This is a genomic window from Parabacteroides caeci (assembly GCF_023656795.1).
GTDB classification, from domain to species: Bacteria; Bacteroidota; Bacteroidia; order Bacteroidales; family Tannerellaceae; genus Parabacteroides; species Parabacteroides segnis.
The window spans coordinates 185451-205693 of record NZ_JAMOKT010000001.1 but is presented as its reverse complement, the minus strand read 5'-3'; the positions used below and the strand labels follow the sequence as shown (position 1 = coordinate 205693).

22 protein-coding genes are annotated in these 20243 nt (G+C 44.5%); 3 read left to right on the top strand and 19 right to left on the bottom strand.

Annotated elements, in window-relative coordinates; all coding sequences use genetic code 11:
• Positions 1 to 30 precede the first annotated feature (30 nt).
• From NBH15_RS00820 to NBH15_RS00750, 15 genes are all read right to left on the bottom strand, one after another.
• The gene (locus tag NBH15_RS00820; RefSeq protein ID WP_250821769.1) at positions 31 to 1041 is read right to left on the bottom strand and encodes a DUF3868 domain-containing protein; all 1011 of its coding nucleotides are present in this window, start codon (positions 1039 to 1041) and stop codon (positions 31 to 33) included.
• Positions 1042 to 1054: 13 nt separating this feature from the next.
• The gene (locus tag NBH15_RS00815; RefSeq protein ID WP_250821768.1) at positions 1055 to 1633 is read right to left on the bottom strand and encodes a DUF3575 domain-containing protein; all 579 of its coding nucleotides are present in this window, start codon (positions 1631 to 1633) and stop codon (positions 1055 to 1057) included.
• 430 nt (positions 1634 to 2063) lie between these two features.
• Complete coding sequence (locus tag NBH15_RS00810; RefSeq protein WP_007657030.1) at positions 2064 to 2351, bottom strand: HU family DNA-binding protein; 288 nt, start codon at positions 2349 to 2351, stop codon at positions 2064 to 2066.
• A 39-nt stretch (positions 2352 to 2390) separates the two neighbouring features.
• Entirely contained in the window at positions 2391 to 3119 is a 729-nt protein-coding gene (locus tag NBH15_RS00805; protein ID WP_007657032.1) for a tyrosine-protein phosphatase, read from the bottom strand.
• A 15-nt stretch (positions 3120 to 3134) separates the two neighbouring features.
• Complete coding sequence (locus NBH15_RS00800; protein ID WP_250821767.1) at positions 3135 to 5495, bottom strand: GumC family protein; 2361 nt, start codon at positions 5493 to 5495, stop codon at positions 3135 to 3137.
• 11 nt (positions 5496 to 5506) lie between these two features.
• Positions 5507 to 6289, bottom strand: a complete 783-nt coding sequence (locus NBH15_RS00795) for a polysaccharide biosynthesis/export family protein (protein ID WP_007657036.1) — start codon at positions 6287 to 6289, stop codon at positions 5507 to 5509.
• A 14-nt stretch (positions 6290 to 6303) separates the two neighbouring features.
• On the bottom strand, positions 6304 to 7506 hold the full coding sequence (locus NBH15_RS00790; protein WP_007657037.1) for a carboxypeptidase-like regulatory domain-containing protein: 1203 nt from the start codon (positions 7504 to 7506) through the stop codon (positions 6304 to 6306).
• A 267-nt stretch (positions 7507 to 7773) separates the two neighbouring features.
• Positions 7774 to 8985 carry a YjbH domain-containing protein gene (locus NBH15_RS00785; protein WP_250821766.1) on the bottom strand — a complete coding sequence of 404 codons (1212 nt, stop codon included), beginning with the start codon at positions 8983 to 8985 and terminating at the stop codon, positions 7774 to 7776.
• On the bottom strand, positions 8982 to 9716 hold the full coding sequence (locus tag NBH15_RS00780; protein WP_250821765.1) for a YjbH domain-containing protein: 735 nt from the start codon (positions 9714 to 9716) through the stop codon (positions 8982 to 8984). The genes NBH15_RS00785 and NBH15_RS00780 overlap by 4 nt, the downstream gene beginning before the upstream one ends.
• A gap of 31 nt (positions 9717 to 9747) precedes the next feature.
• A complete protein-coding gene (locus NBH15_RS00775; protein WP_250821764.1) occupies positions 9748 to 11196 on the bottom strand; it encodes a DNA primase in 1449 nt (482 codons plus the stop codon).
• Positions 11183 to 12583, bottom strand: coding sequence for a replicative DNA helicase (locus NBH15_RS00770; RefSeq protein ID WP_122327400.1), 1401 nt, complete (start codon positions 12581 to 12583; stop codon positions 11183 to 11185). The genes NBH15_RS00775 and NBH15_RS00770 overlap by 14 nt, the downstream gene beginning before the upstream one ends.
• Before the next feature lie 7 nt (positions 12584 to 12590).
• Positions 12591 to 13118, bottom strand: a complete 528-nt coding sequence (locus NBH15_RS00765; protein WP_010802987.1) for a MarR family transcriptional regulator — start codon at positions 13116 to 13118, stop codon at positions 12591 to 12593.
• 337 nt (positions 13119 to 13455) lie between these two features.
• Positions 13456 to 13845: a hypothetical protein gene (locus NBH15_RS00760; RefSeq protein ID WP_250821763.1), complete on the bottom strand. Its 390-nt coding sequence runs from the start codon at positions 13843 to 13845 to the stop codon at positions 13456 to 13458.
• Positions 13846 to 14020: 175 nt separating this feature from the next.
• Positions 14021 to 14245: a DUF4248 domain-containing protein gene (locus NBH15_RS00755; RefSeq protein WP_007657044.1), complete on the bottom strand. Its 225-nt coding sequence runs from the start codon at positions 14243 to 14245 to the stop codon at positions 14021 to 14023.
• 148 nt (positions 14246 to 14393) lie between these two features.
• Positions 14394 to 14558, bottom strand: a complete 165-nt coding sequence (locus NBH15_RS00750; RefSeq protein WP_157277612.1) for a hypothetical protein — start codon at positions 14556 to 14558, stop codon at positions 14394 to 14396.
• Positions 14559 to 15051: 493 nt separating this feature from the next.
• Between NBH15_RS00750 and NBH15_RS00745 the strand changes: the two genes are divergently transcribed.
• The 3 genes from NBH15_RS00745 to NBH15_RS00735 are packed head-to-tail and all read left to right on the top strand — an operon-like array spanning position 15052 to position 16310.
• Positions 15052 to 15495, top strand: coding sequence for an HU family DNA-binding protein (locus NBH15_RS00745; protein WP_250821762.1), 444 nt, complete (start codon positions 15052 to 15054; stop codon positions 15493 to 15495).
• A gap of 9 nt (positions 15496 to 15504) precedes the next feature.
• Positions 15505 to 15966, top strand: coding sequence for a glucosaminidase domain-containing protein (locus tag NBH15_RS00740; protein WP_195585690.1), 462 nt, complete (start codon positions 15505 to 15507; stop codon positions 15964 to 15966).
• A gap of 26 nt (positions 15967 to 15992) precedes the next feature.
• Positions 15993 to 16310 (top strand): hypothetical protein, encoded by a 318-nt coding sequence (locus NBH15_RS00735; RefSeq protein ID WP_250821761.1) that lies wholly within the window; start codon positions 15993 to 15995, stop codon positions 16308 to 16310.
• 103 nt (positions 16311 to 16413) lie between these two features.
• Here NBH15_RS00735 and NBH15_RS00730 read toward each other — a convergent pair whose 3' ends face one another.
• The 4 genes from NBH15_RS00730 to NBH15_RS00715 all read right to left on the bottom strand — a co-directional run bounded on the left by NBH15_RS00730 (position 16414) and on the right by NBH15_RS00715 (position 20237).
• On the bottom strand, positions 16414 to 17202 hold the full coding sequence (locus tag NBH15_RS00730; protein WP_052349849.1) for a hypothetical protein: 789 nt from the start codon (positions 17200 to 17202) through the stop codon (positions 16414 to 16416).
• The gene (locus tag NBH15_RS00725; RefSeq protein ID WP_250821760.1) at positions 17192 to 18310 is read right to left on the bottom strand and encodes an AAA family ATPase; all 1119 of its coding nucleotides are present in this window, start codon (positions 18308 to 18310) and stop codon (positions 17192 to 17194) included. The genes NBH15_RS00730 and NBH15_RS00725 overlap by 11 nt, the downstream gene beginning before the upstream one ends.
• A 94-nt stretch (positions 18311 to 18404) precedes the next feature.
• Positions 18405 to 19646, bottom strand: coding sequence for a DegT/DnrJ/EryC1/StrS family aminotransferase (locus NBH15_RS00720; protein ID WP_250821759.1), 1242 nt, complete (start codon positions 19644 to 19646; stop codon positions 18405 to 18407).
• Between the two features lie 6 nt (positions 19647 to 19652).
• Positions 19653 to 20237, bottom strand: coding sequence for an acetyltransferase (locus tag NBH15_RS00715; RefSeq protein ID WP_250821758.1), 585 nt, complete (start codon positions 20235 to 20237; stop codon positions 19653 to 19655).
• Positions 20238 to 20243 lie beyond the last annotated feature (6 nt).

The window sequence follows — 20243 nt, the reverse complement described above, 5'->3', positions numbered from 1 at the left end:
AGTATTTAGTAAATAATATTCCAGACTAACTCAATGACGTTTATTATTCTCAAAAAATAATGTCAGATTCATGCCGGCCTCTTCCGAGCCTTCCGCTTTTGCAGACTTCAGCAAACGGATACCCTCATACAAATTTCCGGTCATTAACTCATATACCCCCTTACAGTTCTTATAGGCCAACGTTTCATGAGGTGCCATTTGCAGATATTGTCCGGCAGCCTGCCAGTTTCCCTGTTCGATGGCTGCCGCTGCCACATTCTGGTTGGCTACCGGATGAGCCGGATAAATCCTGACGCTTGTTTCGATCATCTTATAAAACTGTTCCCGTTCATTTTTATAGCTTAATGCAACCATATACAGCTCACGCAAAGAGAGCATCTGAGGGTTCATTTCAGCCACTACACGGGCTTCCTCCAGATTAAAATTCAGCTCTTTCTGATTACGTATATCCGTTGCATCGCTCTCTGGAGAAATATAAGATGCCTTTAATCCTGACAGGCCGGACACTGTCGACGAAGATACGGTCTCCTCCACAACAAGCGGTTTCCCGCTATCCGGAGACAAACCGGATTTCGTCAAACGAACCTCTTCCCTAACATTCTCCCCGGAATGAGTCAACCGGTTCATTTTCAAAAACAACTCAGGTTTACGCATCCAGTTCTCCGCAATAACAGAAGTAGTATAGACTATTTCACAAGGTTCTTTTTCCGACAGTTCCTTTACAAGAAAAAAGTCATCTCCTTTAATTCCTTTTCTCTTATTTAAAACCCGGTTCCGTTCATAAGTACGATGTCTTTTTTTACCATTTAATAAAACCGGAGGCAACTCTTTTTCCTGTCTGTTTTCTTTAATAACCGGAATAAGCGTCAGGGCTTCGTCTGATGCAAAATCATGTGCATTGACCATGTACTTTATCGACACCATTAACGAATCCCCTTCCACAAAACAGGATTGCGATTTTATCTCCACATCGATATCTTTTGCAGATAAAGAATTGCTAATAAAGAATAAGCCCAATAACACGAGCAAATTGATTTTCATATTTATCGTTTTTTTATTGTATAAAGTAGATTAAAGAGAAACCTAACTGAGTCGGACCGACATAATTAGTATGCGCTTTTTCTATCAGAGATGCCCCCTCCTTCCGCCCGTACTTATCATAACTCAAATAAGCATATCCAAACGCAATGCTGGCCTCCAGATTCCACAACGGACTTATCATCCATTGATATCCGTAAGAAACCCCGCCACCAACCAGATTTCCTTGAAAACGATAATCGGACAATATCCCTCCGACATTAAAACGAGCATAATGAGCCTGTATACCGACAAAACTTCCCTGAAAAACATCGCCAAACCATTTCCTGAGCTCCGGCTGTATAAGAAGATGCTTCATCTTTCTGTTATCAGCAAAAGTCCACGGATTATAACTTATAATCGAACTGATAGAATAGGTATCATTACATTTTATCTCCCCACCGATATTCAAAGATGACGTCAAATCATAGAGAACATTACTTTTCACTGCTATATTCTGACAATTCATTTTTTGCAATACACTAATAATCAAAACAATAAACAAAAGGCACTTAGGCTTATAAAACAATAAAATACCTTTATTGCAATAATTCATAATGTTACAAAAAGCAACTTTATAATTTCTTTTTTCTTGCATAACAAATATCATCGTAAATAATTAACACCATATATTCTTCACTTTTTACATTTTCACAAAAAAATAATGACTAGAATAAAGGATCGTTTTTTCTAGTCACTATTTCGAGAGTAAAATTCAATATATGATGATTATTGCAACTTCTTGAAAAACTACATTTATCTATCTGTAATACAGCGAAATAAAAAGATTAAAAATGCTTTGTTTTTCATTTAATATAAAATATATTTGCACAAAATAAATGACTAAAAAAAACGATCGTTTTTTTTAGTCATTGCTTTATAACCTTATGAATATTTCATAAAAAACTCCGTATTTCCCGGTATTATTTTTAGTTGAAACCGGGAAATACAGAGTTAAATATTGAACACGAATAAAACCTATACCGCTATTTTTCCTGATTATTCAGTTTACGGACCAAATCGTCTGCTGTCCGGAATTTTATTGTTGTTCTCGGAGCAAGCATAATTGGTTCCATTGTTTGCGGATTACGAACAGGGCGGGACTTCTGGAGCACGGGAGAAAAAACACCAAGCCCTCCTATCCTCACCTTGTTCTCTGATTTTACTTCATTAAATACAGTATCGATAAATGTATTCAATACCTTTCGTACAGCACTTTGCGTGTACCCTGTCTGTTCTGCAATGGAGTATATCAACTCTCTTTTGTTCATCATATCTTTTACGATTTTTAATTGTTTGTTATGTTTAATCTGTTATTTCAAAAGCATTTCATTGTTATCTAATAATTTGCGTACCAACCGGACCTGTTCCCCAGACAAGCGTAAAGTCCTCAACCCTTTCTCATACTCACTTAGTTTATGAAAATCGGTACCGACATAATCATAATACCCTTCACGGAGCAAATGCTCCGCTACCTGCCGGACCTGTTTACCCTGTAAGCCGGCTAAAGAAAACAGGTTCAGTTGAAATCTATACCCTTTACTTTTCAAATAAGAATAGTCCTCCTGTTTCATATACCCATATCGCTCCGGATGAGCGATAACAGGCGTATAACCATCCAATGCCAGGTCGAACAGGATTGTCAGAAATTTGTCGTGAGCCGACAAACAGGAAGTCTCAACCAAGACCTGCCTGCCGGGAAGTGTAAATAACATTCCCTTCATATATGCCTCAAAACCATCGTCCAGCATATACTCGGCAGCCAGGTGTAACTCTATTTCCGGAGGACAACATTCCTTCAAAATAGCATACTTTGCACACAGGAGTTCCGGTGTATTATTAGGAAACTCCGCCATAATATGGGGAGTCAGAAATATCCGTTTCACACCGACTTCCTTCATTCTCTCTAATGCAGCGATCGAGTCCATCAACGACTCCGATCCACCGTCCACATTAGGAAGCAGATGCGCATGCACATCTGTCATTCCTTCAAGCAATGTGGTACGGATTATGTTTTTCTTTGAGCTAAACCAGGTCAGCATATTGGAAAATAGTTTTTATTTTTTCTTTTCGTTCCCGTAGCCATAACCATAGCCGTAACCGTATCCATAGCCATAACCGTAACCATAACCCGAACGATTATAGCGGACACCATTCAGCACCAGACTCATATTCCTGAATTTACCCTGCCTGTATAGCTTTTCCAGTTCAGGTAACTGCCGGCGGTCCATCAATCCGGCACGCAGGATATAAATGGTCAGGTCGGCTACACGGTTTACAATCGCTGCATCGGCCACCAAACCGGCAGGCACATTATCCAGAATGATATAATCATACCGTTTCTTCAACTCCTCGATCAAAGCTTCCAAACGATCGCTCAATAAAAGCTCGGAAGGATTGGGAGGCACAGGGCCGGTATGGATAATATCCAGGTTTGTGGCAAGTTCCTCTTTTTTTATGATAGAGTTGATGTCATCCACTTTTCCGGATAAATAGTTTGTTATTCCCATGTTAGTGGAACCACTAACATGGCCGCTAAGGGTACCCTTACGAATATCGAGATCGACCAGTATCACTTTTTTTCGGGTCAGGGCAAAACTCATGGCCAGATTCATCGATACAAATGTCTTTCCTGCATTCGGATTGAAAGAAGTAAACATCACCACTTTCATATCCTTCGCTTTCACACGCATGAAATCCATATTCGTACGGACAATACGGAACGCCTCCGAAATACTGTCGCGCCCATTTTCACGCACGACTATTTCATCTTTATTCTTCTTGTCACGCAAAGGAATCTCTCCCAGGAACGGGATCGATACGGCATCTTCCACATCCTTACGTGTACGCACAGTCGTATTCATGACCATCTGCAACCAGATGATACCTGCCGGAATAGCCAATCCCAACACTACTGCTGCCAATAAGATCATCATCGATTTCGGTGCCACCGGACTCCGGCTTCCCTGCGCCGCATCGATCACACGGGCATTACTTTCGGTAATCACCTGCGACAAAGCATTCTCTTCCCGCTTATTCAACAAGTAGAGATACAACTCTTCCTTGATCTTCTGCTGACGTTCGACAGACAACACATATTTCTGTTGTGTCGGCACAGCCGAAATACGGCGGCTGGTCTGGGCTTCCCGTTCTCTGATATTCTTTATCTTGATATTCAGACCGACAATCAGGTTGTCGATAGCCCGGATAATCGTCTGCTTCATCGCACTAAGCGAATTATTCAGGTCCATCACCACCGGGTTCTTGTTACTGCTATTACCTATCAGTTTATCACGTTTTAGCAACAAGTTGTTGTATTCGCTGATTTGCCCTTCTATATTCACATCGGCAATCCCGGTGTTGGCAGGTATCAGGTCCGAACTCTTATGAGGGTCTGTCAGGTAATCGCGTATATATTTCGCCAAAGTCACCTGATTCTCCAGTCCAAGTCCTTCTTTGCTATACTGGCTACTCTCCTGAAGGTACATTCCCGTTTCCGAACTGATGTCCGTCAGCTGGTTTTCCCGTTTATACGTTTCGATATCGGCATCCACACTACCCAACTCCTCTTCAATAATGATCAAACGGTCATTAATAAAGTTGGAGGTGTTCACCGTTACCTGGTTCTTATCGTTTATCGCGTCTTCGTTATACACGGCAATCAACATATTCAGAACATCTTCGGCACGCGGTATGGATACGTCCTGCAACGTCAGGTTGATGATCGTCGCCGTCTTACTGGCCAACGCCACCTGAAGGGAATTGCTATAAGTCAAAGCGATCTCCTCCCTGTTCCGCTTACTTATAGTTACCGCCTTCCCGAAATATTTATCCGCATAATACAACGTAGGGGTCACCACCAGTTTACCCACCGGAGTAGAGACCGTATCGTTCAATGCCACTTTCAAGCTCTTAGCCTCATTCGTCGAGAAACCGGACAACAAAATCTCTCCGGCCGACAAAGGTGTCGCTACCAAGGAAAAAGACTGCGAAGCCTCCGCTTCCGGGAACCGTACGGCTATCGGCGATTGCGTATACAACTCTTCCGTCCGCAACCCGTCCTTTATCGTATAGCTGATATCCAGATTCAACCGTTCAGCCACTACCGACATCAGACGCTTCGACTTGAAGACCAACACTTCGTTGTCCACATTACTTTTTACATTGAACATATTCAGCTCTTCGAAAGCTGCCGACTCGCTGAGCCCTCCTCCCTTGCTATTGTCTTTTATCAGTACCGATGCCGTACGTGTATAGACTTTAGGAGCCCATTTCAGATACAGAACAGCGACTCCGGCACAAACCAGGACAGACAAAACGAACCAATACCAGTTGGCCAACACAATATGGAAAAGGTCACTCAGGTTCAGTTCGTTTTCTTCTCTTCGCAAGTTGATTGTTTCTTGTTCAGAATTCATTTGTAATCCGATTATTTAAAGATTAATACCGCAATCGTAGTCAGCAAGGAGATAACAGAAACCCAGACTCCGATCGAATTATTCTGGTTGATGCTGCTCTGACCCGATTTCGCTTTATTCGGTTCCACATAGACAATATCGTTCTGTTGCAGGTAGTAACAAGGAGAATTAAAAATATCCGCCGAACGCAAGTCATGGAACAGGATTGTACGTTTTCCGTTATTTTCGCGAATCACCCCTACCCGGTCACGACGTCCGTAGATTGTCAGGTCACCTGCCATACTCAAAGCCTCCAACAATGTGATACGGTCGCCGGAGATAGTAAAGCTACCCGGACGTCCGACTTCACCCATCACGGAAATTTTGAAGTTCAGGAACTGTACCGTCACAATCGGATCCTTAATCAAATCGCCTTCGATCAGCTTGTTTTTGATCAGTTCGGTCAACTGCATACGAGTCAAGCCTTCCACATGGATTTCTCCCAAGATGGGAAAGTCGATGTTTCCGTTCGTATCCACCAGATACCCTAAAACACGTTGCTGTCCGCCAGTGTTAGAACCCAACTGATAACTTACCATCGGCATATTGAAAGGCAATGCCAGTTCCGGGTCGCGACTGTTCACCATAATAGCCAGCAAGTCGTCACCATGGATAATCACCTCATACTTTTGTTCGATCTCCTGTTGTTTCAACGGAACGACATCCTGCAAATAGATAATTTTTTTAGTCGATGTGCAGGCGGTAAAAAATACCGCCATACACACGACCAAATAGGCCACATACTTCTTAAACATAGTTACTTACAATATTAATTATGCTCAGGTTTCATGTTTCCCTGTTCTTTCTCGATGTTCTGCGATACCGTTCCATACTGTTCGACAACAATGCTTTCCACGCCACGGTTAGTCTTAACACGAATCGTATATCTTATTACCGCCTGCTTATAAGTGACAGTCATCTTCATGTCGCCACTTACCGCCATACTCTTTGACATTGCGATTTCGGAAACACCTTCACTAGCCAAAACATTCCTTAAAGCAGCCATCAGCATTGCTTCAACATCACCCGTCACTCCTTTACTTTTAGATACGACTTTCCAACCTTCTTTCGCCTTAACGGAAAAGTCTTTCGATACAGCCGTTGTTTTTCCAAGGTTGTCCACTTCTTCAGACAAGAGGGTTTCACTATTCGGTTCGGCCGACAAATCTGTAACCACTCTCAACTCGTGTACAGAAAAGCCATCCAACTGCAGGACATAAGATTTATCCGAATCATCATAAATAACTTCTGCATTATCCGTTCCGTTCACATAATGTTTCACTTCCGTGAAATAAACATCATTATCGGCTTCCAGCGCCTTTACCCTTATTTCCAATGGCTTTTCAAACTTGACACCGTCCGGTTGGCAATCAAAGCTAGATAACGCCAATGCAGAAGATGTTGTTTGCGGAGTAGAAGTCGACACCGCCTTATCGGCCACCTCTTTCAACTTTTTATCAGCAGCCGGAACAAATGACGTGATTGCTATATCCGTTTCTTTTTCCACTGCGCCGGCAGGAACAAACGCTTCGGTATTTTGCGTAACAACCAGCAAAGCGTCTTTCTCAGGAGTTACTTTGACTGATTCAGCCTGCTTAGTCAGTATCTGCGAGTAAAATACGGTGGTACCTTTTTCTGCTTTGCTATCCACTGTCACTTCATTTTTAATCGTGATGTATCCGTCTTTGGCAAAGCTCAGTTCAAAAGAACCTTTCTTATCCACCTCGATTTGGTAAGCACCTGAAGCATCCGTTTTTGCCGACACCTTTCCGGCAGATACGGAAACATCCGCCAACGCATTTGTTCCGTCCGTTACCTTACCGGTAATAAAATAGGCTTCTTTTTCCAATGGGTTTTCTACTACTTCGGGAACCGGTTCCACTTCATCTTTTTTACATGAGTTGAAGGACAATCCCCCCACCATCAACGTTGCAGCCAACAGGCTCAACGACCAGAAATTAGTTGTTTTCATACTAAAAATGAATTAATTAACATTTATTATTTGTTGATAATATGTTTATGGAAAAGCTGTTATTTCAATTCTTATCAGGTTTGAACTATCTTGTCCCCGTGCTTGACACGGGGCCGCAGAAGAACCAGCAGTATCAAAAGATACATATAGGATACGGTCTGTGCCTTTGCGATCCCGTGTCAAGCACGGGAACAGGATAGCTCAATTATTCCTAAATTGGCACATTGGCATATTACCACATTGGCTCATTATTTTCTATACAGGAAATTATTTTGTAACAATTCTCAGAATCTCCTTCTTTATAAAATCCGGAGCATCATATCCCCGGCTACCGTTTTCGTCGGGACGGACTTCGTAGCTGTAACCTAACAACTCGTCGCCATACGAACCGCCATGACGTGCCCTGTATTCATGGGCAAAATATTCAGGTAACCGGAAACGGACGGCTCTACGTTTCCCCCGCTTCGTTCCCGGAATCGGGAGAGCAAAATGGAAACCACCATTCATCTCACCATCGGTAAACAGGCCATATACCCCGACCGTCACCTCACCGAAATGACGACGGCAATCCAGCCGAGCTCCCATATCGCCATACACCAGCCGCACGGCCGCCAGGTCTATCTGCAAACCATAATGCGGTTCGTTATACCGTCCCCAGACGGAACCCGACACCCTTCTCCAGGTCGACACCACCCATTCCCCGCCATAGCAGGTACTCGACCCGGTCAGGCCGACATTCGCACCCACCAACCACCGTCCCCGAGCCGGTTGATAACGGAGGGCGGCATCCACTCCCATCCGGTTGCCTGTAAAGTTTCCGGCCGTAAGCCGTCCCAACACACCACCCGGCAGACGAAATTCCTGCCGCAGCGTAATCACTCCCGGACGTATATATTTACGGAAATCAGTCATATTCGTATAAACCGGCAACACGACCTGCCCCGTCAGCACCGCCCCTTTCCAAAGGTCCATCCGGATAGCCGGAGAAAAATTGACCGCTACCCCATATAATTTATCGAGCCATGAATTCTGTAAGAACAGCTCCGGATACAACACCACATCTATCCGTCCCGCCATCTTATTCCGGCGTTCTTTCCCTTTCAAGCGCCGCATCGCCTCGTCCGTATCATAGCTCACCTCCAATGCCGCCGTCTGCCGGGGCAATGTCAACAGCAATCGCGGCATACGGTCGTCCAACACCACCAGCTCATACGCTGTTGCCTGTTCCGTCTCCGGCAGGCTGCGCAGGGCTTCAATCACAGCCGCCAGTCCGCGATACGTCCCCCGGTATATATTATCTTCATAGGCTATCGTACAAACCGAATCGGTCTGTGCCACCCGTATCTCTTCCATGCCGAGCGAAAGCAAAGTTTGTTCAGCCGCTTCTACAACCTGTCTTCCCGCCGGTTGTTGCCCCAGTACCCCTGCAACCATTCCCCAGCCCATCAGGCAAACCATTCCCAAACGATTCCCTCTCATTGACGGCCTCCTTTCTTTTTGAACAATACCAGTTCATACCGTATCCCGCCCGACACCGCTTTCAGGTCGTAACAAAACAGGTGTACCGTAAAATGATTGAAAAGACGCACGCAACCACCCATATTCACCGCATTGCCGTCGTACTCCGCCATCAAGGAAAGCGGACGGCAGAAGGCGGGCGAATAACTCATCCCACCAAAGACTCCGTCACGAACAGCATGCTTACGGAACGGGATATTCCATCCGAATGTAAACGCCAGGTCATGACCGCCAGACTGAAAATGCTTTGTCGCTACCCCATACACCGACGAGAAATAACGATTGCCGGTCTCCCCGCTAAACGTATTCAGTTGCCCGGTCGTCAATGCGTCACTACTCCCCACGACCACCGACGGCCAATATCGTCCTTCTTTCAACGGACGTATCCTGAGCGACACCGAACGGTCCTGATTCCATTTACCCGTTTTAAGTTTCATCAACGTACAGCGATAACCGACCTCCAGGCAAGGCAGAAAAGTCACATTCAGGAAATAATTCCCGGAATTATAATCCCAGAAATCAGGAAGCATCTGCTCCGGCAGATAATTCGCCCCCACCATAAACGTTCCGTCTACCTGCATATCTGCCGTCGGAATATTCAATAACCCCGTCACCCCCATCGAGTGTTGAGCGTATAAGGATGAGCCGCCCAGCAAAAAGCCCGCAGCCAAAACAAATAGAAAACATTTCATTTATTCGGATATTATAAGAAACTGTTCATTATTAAACCGCCCCCGGCCTGTCCAGCCACACCGAAACGTGGCGCAGTTGTTCCCGGCGTTCCGCCAGCTTTATAACCAGTTCGTGCCGCAACTCTTCATGGTCTTCCTGCACTACCTGACGGACCAGCCGGGAGATCAGCCGGAGCAAACGAGCTTCGCTATACAGGAATAGCAGATAAGGCAGATATACATCGGACGATAACAGTTCCAGATCAGCCTGTAATTGCGTATCATATTCCCGATGCAGCTCAGCAACAACGCATTGAAGCGGGGCCGACAACCCATTCTCCGTTCCTGCCTCCTGCAGATGTTCGAAAATACGCTGATGATCCGCATCTTCAAACCAGAGATCATCCGTCTCCAGGGCCGAAGCCACCAGGTCGATAAACAAGTACTCCGCCCCTCTCAAACGAAAAGTAACCTCCGGATACAACAGGCAAACCGTCAGCAAGGCGCACTCCGACGAATGCGGCCTGTTCTGCAACCGCCCGATCATCCGCGCAAACTCTTCCCTGCCTAACCGACGGAATAAAGAATCCGGATCTCCCCCGCCAGGAATCAACGCCGAATCGGCATCCATCCCCGCTTCCCGCAAGCGCAACACCGCTTTCTTCGAAGCTGCCTGCCCCGCCTCGTCACCGTCGAGCAACAAACAGGCACGGTTGGTATATTTCTTCAGCAAAGCAATATGGCTGTCGGTCAAAGCCGTCCCGCACAAAGCCACCGTATTGACAAACCCGGCAGCATGCATCGCAATCGCATCTTTATATCCTTCGGTAATAAACACATAATCTTCTTTCCGTATCACCGCCACCGCACGGTTGAGTCCGTACAAGGTAGCCCCTTTGTCATACCCGTCGGCTGCCGACGAGTTGATATATTTCGGAACCGAAGTATCTTCGTCACACAACCGGCGTGCTCCCATCCCGACCAGTTTTCCATACTCGTCGCGCACCGGAAAAATAATCCGGTTGCGCATCACCTTCCATTCGGCAGGCACCTGCACAGGCGACATGCCCACTTCAAAATCCAGATAAGCAGCCGAAAGCTCCGTACACCCGCAGGCATAAGGCAACAACAGTTTCATAAAAGCCGCAAAATCCTTTGCTGGCTGTTTCGCCTGTCGTTTGATAGCCAGCCGCCCTGTACCGGGCATCACGAAATCCGGCTTACCCTCAGCAAATCTGCCTGCCGCCAGTTTCCTGACCGCATCACTCAACGTACAATGTTCCATCTTCCTGACAAACTCGAATACATCCCCATGTTCCCCGCAGGCAAAACAGGAATAAGTCTGTTTTTCGGGATTCACCATCAACGACGGATGGTGGTCCGGATGAAACGGACACAGCCCGACATAATTCTTCCCCTTAGGCTCCAAATGCTGATAACCGCCGATCACCTCCTCGATACGAACAGATGATTTTATTTGTTGAAAATCATTCTTCTTCATAACGCATCCGGTTGTCATAGTTAGTAATACGGGTAAATGACTTATTGTAACGGAAACGGGCAATCCCGGTCGATCCGTTTCGTGTTTTCAGTATATATAATTTCCCTACGCCCCGCAGGCTCTCCCCTGTCGTCTCGTCCTTGAAAATACCGTAACGTTCGGGACGGTGAACGAAAAAGACACAATCCGCCACCTGTTCGATCACACCCGAATCACGCAGATCATGCAATTCAGGGACATACGCCTTTTCGACACGTTGTACACTATTACGGTTCATCTGCGACAAGACCAGCACCGGGCAATTGGCATCGACCGCCACCTGTTTCGCTCCTTCTATATTACGGCCCACCAACTGGTCCATCGTCTCCCCGGCACGCCCTTTGCGTTCCATCAGATGCAGATAATCGATCACTACCAGGTCACACAGCCCCTTCTTCTTCTGTAACATCACCTGGGCACGGATATTCTCTATGCTATTGCCCGGCGTATGGTCGAAAAAGAGCGGCAGGTCTTCAAACTTTCCCGCCAGCCGTTCCATACGTTCCAGTTCAGCCGTCGTCAGTCCCTCGATACGTAAATGATCAGCATCCACACTAGCATAACCGGCAAAAAGACGGTTCATCGTCTGCATAGCTGTCATCTCCAGGCTGAAAAAACAGACCGCTTTTCCCGAAAGCGCTACATTCATGGCAATATGCATGGCGACAGCCGTTTTTCCGTCGCTCGGACGTCCGCCTTCCACCAACAGTTCACCGTTGTAAAGTCCGCCCGTCACGTAATCGAACTCTTCGATTCCCGACAGGATACGCATTCTGTCATTCCCCGTGTTCAACCGTTCACGATGCATCTGAAGCACCTCGTTGGCCGTACATCCGATACGTTCGAGCGGTTTGCCCACCGTGCATCTCCCACGCAGTTCGAGCAACGACCGCTCCGCCTCTTCTATCAACAGTGTGTAAGAAGACTCGAACCCGGCCGCCTTTGCGCCCAGCGTCACAAAAAGGATGTTCAACAGGCGGAGCATATACTGTCTTTTCACCTCTTCCACATAATAAGGCAAACCCGAAATATGGCGTATGCGTCCTACCAACGAAGCCATTCGTTTAATACCGCCCCATTCCTTCCAACGTTTCTCGTCGGTCTTACGCATTTCGGTATCGACCGTGATCATATCCACCGTTTCCCCCTTGTCGTAAAGATTGCTGACTGCCTGATAGATAAATGCCAGGTCCGGACGGCTGAACATCTCCGGTTTCAAGACGGGAAAGGTGCCCACTATCGCTCCGGCATCGAGCAGCAAGGCGCTGATAACGGCTTCTTCCACCTGTTCCACACTGATGTTGTTTTCTCCTGCGAATATTTTATTTTCGATATTCTCTGTTGCCATGGTCGATTCAGTTAACGTTTTTATTTGGATATTGCTTGCTTCTTCCCCCTATCTTGGCCTCAGCCTCCGACAGGCGTGCTGCGGCATCTTCCGCCTGTTTCGCTTCGTTCGTCCGACTGGTTTTAGCAGTGTCACGCAACTTGTATTCCTTCTCCGAAGCAAAACAGAATTTATCGTATCCGTTTACGCGGATGACAGAGCCGCCCGGTACCCGGACTATCTCTACCAGTTCTCTTTTCTCCAGTTTTTCAAGCAAGCGGCTGATCGAGCCGAAAGGTATTCCCGACAATCGCGACAGCTCACGATACGTGCCTACATACTCCCCTCTGTAACTCATTACCTGGTTATTTCCCAATTTCACCACCCTGTCATCGAAGTTGCATGAAATAAACAAAACCAAATGCAACCTGGCTAACATTTTTTCTTCTTTCTCCAAACTCAATACCCTAGCATATAAGACTCTGGGTACTTTTACGAATGAATGCCCCATATATTCGAGAGCCACCCGTTCATGTTCTTTGTTTTCTTGTCTCATGTGTATTACTTTAACGTGTAACATCTGAAACGCAATTTGAAACACTTTTAAAACGCTACTCATCCGGTTAACAAATAGATTTAAGCTTTTTCGAAACGCTTTTGAGACGCATTACCCTATTTTCTATATATATTAAAGAACTTCTTAAAAGAACATATAAAAAATAAACATTGATTTTCAACTTGCATTACGAAGACAAAAGTAGACGGTTCGGAAACGGATGGCAACCCGCTTTTTTCCGCATTTTATTTCTTTAGAAGGCTTTCTGACAACAGGTTATAAAATTAAAATACGTATTTTTGTGTAAATACAGTTTGTTAAACTAGTATAATCTATACTACGAATGACTCAAATGTGAACTGAGGTATTCTTTCGTACAATTCATTTCAAAAATGGTGAGCAGGGCGGCGGCCAATCTCCCGTAAGAGATATCTCCCAGCAAACCGGCTTCTCTCATTTCGAGAAACAGTTCTATCACTTTCGTCTTTCCCTTTTCATCCAATGGAATTTTTTCAAAAGCCTCGACCAGATTCGTGTATCCGAGTTGATGCAGGATCAATTCTTTATTGTTTTCGAAAAACTGCGTCCGCAGACTATCCCAACGACTCGTGTTTTTCGTGTCATTGCATGCCAGGACAGGGATGAGCATTAATACCAGACCGATTTTATCATCGTTCTTTTCGATTACTTCCTCCAGGTACGTATACGCAAGGTTTCTACCTGTCAAAGCGCCGATTCTTTTTTTACGATCTTGATCAGATCGATATGTTTTTTGATAAATAAGTTCATATGACAATTGTATTATGCTGTCAGAAAGCCTCTTTTAATTGTCAATTTCCTAACTATATAATCGCATACGGATAACTATGTAATCCGCCACGTATAACTATCTGTTTTCTCATTTACGGTTCGCCCAGAAAACGGACGATAACCTGCACCTGTATGGGTGTCAGAATCTTTTTCCCTTTCTTCCATCCGCACCGTTCCAGTTCGTCTGTCAACGAAGGATTGACCTGTACCCATTTGCTTAATCTTTTGGTAGACGATTCGGGTGTCAGTCCCTCTCCATACAGCAATGCCAACTCCTGCCAACCATACGATCTGATCTTGAATTTTCCTTCTTCCATATTTCCTCCTCCGTTGTTTTACATGCCTTGAAGTTACAAAATAAAAACGACATAATCGCCATGATTCTCAATTATTTCAAGAGATTCAATCATATTCATCTGCGTCCCTTAATACAGACATTGAGCATTGCGAATAGATCAATTATTATCAGAAGTGAATGTTACTTTTCTCTTGATAGAAAAGTAACCAAAAGATCAAGGCTGCATCTGCTTCGCTACTCAGCATCCTGCGTTCGCTGTCGTCTGTGAACTCGCTACGCTCAAACAGCACAGCCTCCGGGCGCTCTCTACAGATGCTTCGCTTTACGCTCACCAGATGAGGCCTTTCATAGAACGCTTTGCGTTCTCCTGGGATTGCCGATACTACCTGTTAAATCCGATAGTTTTTGTTCTATAAGTACCGGTACCGGCCATCCTAAGAGGAAGCACAGCTTCCTGGGAAAGGCCTAAGCGGGTGAACGTCCGCGAAGGGGGAAGACGAAGCGGTTAAAAAAATCCGTTGTCTGAGCGAAGCGAGTTTCGGATTTTTCAGCGGAGTCTTTCACCAGAGCAGTGAATCCGGTTGAGCCTTGATCTTTTGACTACTTTTCCATCAAGGGAAAAGTAGGTTCAATTATTTCTAATACTGAACTGAAAATAAGAACAAATATTCATCGATCTTCCCGTTGAAGGATAGATAGGAATTTGCGTTTTTCGGCTGATGTACCTTTGTATTGTTATCGATAACCAACCTGTTAATCGTCAATAGCTTTCGGAGTATTTCCATTGGCATATTGGCACATTGTCAAATTAAAAAATTATTTCCCATGGCTTTAAAGTATCATTTAGTACAGCGTCTTGACAAGAGTAAAGATGCTGCTGCCGGTTCAAAGCTGTATTACGGCCAGATCCGTGCCCAACAGAAACTGGAGTTTAACAAACTCTGCGAAATCATTGCTTCTTATTCTACGGCTTCACGCGGTGATGTCATGTTAGTAATCGACGATTTGTTATACGTTATGCGCCAACATCTGGAAAACGGCGAAGTGGTCCAGGTGGGCGATTTCGGTAACTTCCGTATGCTGGCTGGCAGCAAGGGGACAGCGGTTGCCGATGATTTCACCACGAGTCTGTTCAAAAAGGGTCGTATCGTTTTCACACCGGGTCCCATGCTGAAAGAAGTCACAGCGAAACCGAAGTTTGAGAAAATTGTACCGATCACCTCATCCGGCAACAGTGGCTCGGGGAGTGACCGTCCTGAAATCGAGTAATGACGCACCATGAAAAAGCTAGATTTCATCAAACAATATTTGCCTCTCGCCCAAAAGGCGGGAGTGCAATTCGGAATGAACCCGGTCATCATCCTGGCACAATCGGCCATCGAAACCGGCTGGGGCGAAAGTACGCTTTGCAAGGAACATAACAACTTTTTCGGTATCACGGCTTACGGTCATCCCAACCCTTTCTGGAAAGGCGACCGCACCGACCTGTCTGCCGTCACCGGCCGTCCGACCTTATGGTTCCGCCGGTACGCTTCACCGGAAGACAGTTTCCTCGACTTCGCCCGCCTGATCCACTCGGCCTATCCTGTGGCAGCGACTCTCACCTTCCACCCTGCGGCTTACGCCAAAGAGATTGCCTACAGCAAATACATCAGCGAAGTGAACGGTGACAACCGTGCCGCTTACCAGCGTATGCTAGTGTCGATCTGCCGGTCGATAGAGCGGTTATCGGTCAATTAATTTTCAATTTATAATTTTCAATTCCCATGAATGTCCTTGAAACAATTCTCAACTTCCTCACCAGCCTTGCCCGGATCATCTTTCCCCGCAAGCGAAAACCGGCAGCCGGTGACTGCCCCTGTCCTCATCCTCTGCCTGCTCCTGCTGAGCCTCCTCTCCCTCCTGATGCGGGAGACGGAAGTAACCCTGACCTGTATCGGAGCGATACTCTCGCTCTCGGACAGGGGGACTGGGGAACCCGGCAAGAAAGCCTCCCTCCCGGAGCCGACTGGCTCGGAATGTCCGGATACAGCCTGATGCTGATGGGCGGGGTTGGGTGTTTGTACAAATGGTTTATTGCGTAAGCGATCCTTCCCTTTTGAGGGAAACAGGGGGTGTGTCGAGGGATGCACTCCCTTTCTATTTCATAAGAACCTGTTTAAATTTTGCTCAAATCAGTTTGAATAATCATGTTAACCTGCGGATAATTTCTTTACATCCAAAATAATCAAACACGAAAAGAGGAAATGCACTCAACACCGCAACTTTAGGACACGGTTGTCCGATATATTTTTCTATTTGTTTCTCAAAGATCACAAATTGTGACACCAACTCTTCCGGTAAAGAATAAGAATCATTGACCACATAATTCATCTTAAAAAGATGCGCCTTTATAAGGGTATTCCAACACTCTGAATTATATTGATGAATATTCGACATTTTAGGACATTCATTACCTACCCGCGTTTTATAATGAGGTTCACTCAAACAGGTAGCCACCTCCTTACAATCTTCTTGATTAGGGCAATTCCTTCCTTTGCATTTTACACACAAGTCCCTAAAACTGTCATGATCCTTAAAATGCCTGATGGCCTCCACCATTGGATAGCTAATATAGAGCTTACCTTGTTCTGTCTCGTTATCAAAGTAAGTCAACATTTCTTTTATCTTTTCATCGCCTGGCTTCCCTTTGTTAGCTGTAGCATGACCATCATAATCAAAGAATAAATGAATTTCCGAAAAATCATCTCTATTATAATCTTCAAGCACCTTGGCATTCTGTTCATTCAATGCTTTAATATAGCTAAACATATCCAAATATTCATCTGTAACAAAAGTAGCATATAGCTGATAAATATCTGCAGCAAAAGCGCACTTGATTATTTTTTCATCCTTAAAAACGGATTTTTCCAGACTTTCAGCAATCACCTTCTCAGCCCTTTCTCCTTCAAAGACAAACAAAATATTAGTCGACATTGAATGCTCCTGCTTTATACATTTTCTCAATATTGTGTGCTTCTCTCAATTCTTTATCTGTGCTATTCGACAAAGATTTGATTTTCTTCTTATTCATCAAGAAATAGCAATCCGGACGTAATAAGTCGTTAGAAAGGATAGACGTATTATGAGTAGTCAAAATAAACTGAACCCCTATTTCTTTCAAAGTTTCCACTATCATCTTAGATAGATCATGATGATAAAAAGCATCAAATTCATCTATGAATAAAAAAGACACTTCATTTTTTCGTATTCGCTGATACCAACAGTAAAAAAGAGTAAGTGCACTTGTTCCTGTTGACATAATCTCAGTCATCAACAACTTCTTCCCATTAAAATCAAATGCCAAATCTTTTCTATCCAATGATTCTACTACAGAAAGCTTGCAATTAATATTTGCCTTATTTAGGAAAAGCTCAAAATCCTCAACATTCCCCCATTCGATAATATCTTCCGTCAACGATCTCTTTCCGGTATCCTGTAATCCCATATAGGTCCGATCTTCCAACGAACGAAAAAACAACATATGTTCTACAAAGGAGAAAAAGGCTTTAAATATATTGTTTTGTTCATTTTCCTCCAGTACTGTATTGTTTTTAATATACTTCAAAACAGATAATTGAGGATCATTAATCATAGTTTTCAGACTTTCTGCACCTTTCAGCCAAACAGAGAAGTTAGTATTCCCGTTTGTTCTATCAAATGACACCAGGACTGTATCATCTATTGAAAACTCCTCATAAACCAAAACCTTATAATCACTCTTTTTATAAGTATACTTTACAACCTTATTATCAATAAGAAATTCGTAATAAAAATCAACCGTAGGCGAGGTACTATAAGCATTTACATAATTTCTATATCTACGCTCTTCTCTTCTTTGATCAGTCAAATGTTCAATAATATCAAAAATAGCTAATCCCAAATTTGATTTCCCCATGCCGTTATGCCCATAAATAAGCGCAGCATTCACTATTCCATTTTTCACACATTGTGAATTAAATGAATAACCATTCGTTTCCGAAAGATCAAATTCAAAATCATTTTGGAAACATTTAAAATTAGAAACTCTAAATTTCCTAAGCATAGATATTATTTCGTTAGTTCACAACAAATATATAAGAAAGAACAACTACTGTAATTTTTTTACGGCTGTTTTTATTCTTTTTTATATAATCACGTTACATAACCGCCTTCTTGATCTCTTGCACAATATAAACCACATCCTCATCCGTCACACACGGGCCACTTGGCAGACAAAGCCCTTGTTTGAACAAAGATTCGCTCACGCCATTCACATAACAAGGGTTATTCTTATATACAGGTTGCAAATGCATCGGTTTCCACAATGGACGAGATTCGATACCGGCAACATCCAAGGCCATACGCATGGCTTCCACATTCCGGTTCGGCTCCGAGGCTGTATGCAAGGAAGAAGCCTCGTGTGTCACACCGGCTGCGCCTCCTACGGCTCCCTGCACAGCGGTTTCATAGGCATGTTCTTCACCTTTCACATGTAAGTCAGTATTAAGCAGGATTGTATTCAGCCAATAGTTACTATCGAACCGGGAAGATGGATTTTCATGCAGTACGATTCCCTCTACTCCGGCAAGTAACTCCTTGTAAAGACGGCAAGTGTACTGATGGTGGGCGATATGTTCTTCTAGTACTGTCATCTGCCCACGTCCGATACCGGCACAGATATTCGACATACGGTAATTATAACCGATCTCTTCATGCTGATAATAAGGATATGACTCGCGAGCCTGGGTAGCATAGAACATGATTTTCCTTTTAGCCTCTTCATCCGGACAAATTAATGCACCGCCTCCGGAAGTCGTAATCATCTTATTCCCATTGAAAGAAAGTACCCCAAACCGTCCAAACGTACCACAAACCTGTCCGTCATACCGGCTGCCTAATCCTTCGGCAGCATCCTCGATAACCGGAATATCATACTTATTGGCAACCGCCATAATCTCCTCAATCTTAGCAGGCATACCATACAGATAAACGGGAACAATCGCCTTCGGCTTCTTACCAGTCTTGGCGATCCGATCTTTAATAGCCTCTTCCAACAACTCCGGGTCCATATTCCAAGTATCCGCCTCCGAATCCACAAATACCGGAGTAGCCCCCAGATAAGTCACCGGATGCGAAGAAGCACAGAAAGTAAAGCTCTGTACAATCACTTCGTCCCCCGGTCCCACACCACAGGCCAACAATGCAAGATGGACGGCTGCCGTACCGGCAGAGAGTACTACAACTTCCTTATTATTACCTACAAAATGTTTCAGATCCTCTTCAAACCCATTCACATTCGGTCCCAAGGGTACAACCCAATTGGTATCAAAGGCTTCTTGGATAAAAGTCTGTTCTTTGCCGCTCATGTGGGCTAGGCAAAGGTAAATTCGTTTGTTCATTATCTATTACAAATGTTTTAATATCTTACATCTATTTCCTACAGCCAAAACCCCATCCGGAATGTCTTTGGCAACTACCGAGCCAGCACCTATAACAGACCATTTTCCGATCTTGACACCCGGTAGAACCGTCGTACCTGCACCGATCCAACAACCTTCACCAACATGAACGTTTCCACAAAGCGTACTATGTGGAGAGATATGCACATAATCTTCTATCACACATTCATGATCAACTGACACTCCGGTATTAACAATGCAATGTTTCCCTATACAGGCACAAGACTGGACAACCGCTCCCTGCATTATAACCGATCCTTCCCGTACAATAACATAAGGAGAGATCATCGCAGACGGGTGTATCGCCGTTCCAAACTCAACATTCAATTTATGAGCGATCATCTGACGTATTTTATTATCTCCTATACTTATTATCAGAGGTGAAATATCTTCTTTTCCATGAAAAACCGGATAACCTAAAAGTTCATTTATATTCGGATTATCATCGACAAGACCTTCTATCTCTATATGATTCGCTTTTAATATATCTATGATCACTTTAGCATGACCACTCGCACCGTATAAATACATATCCGT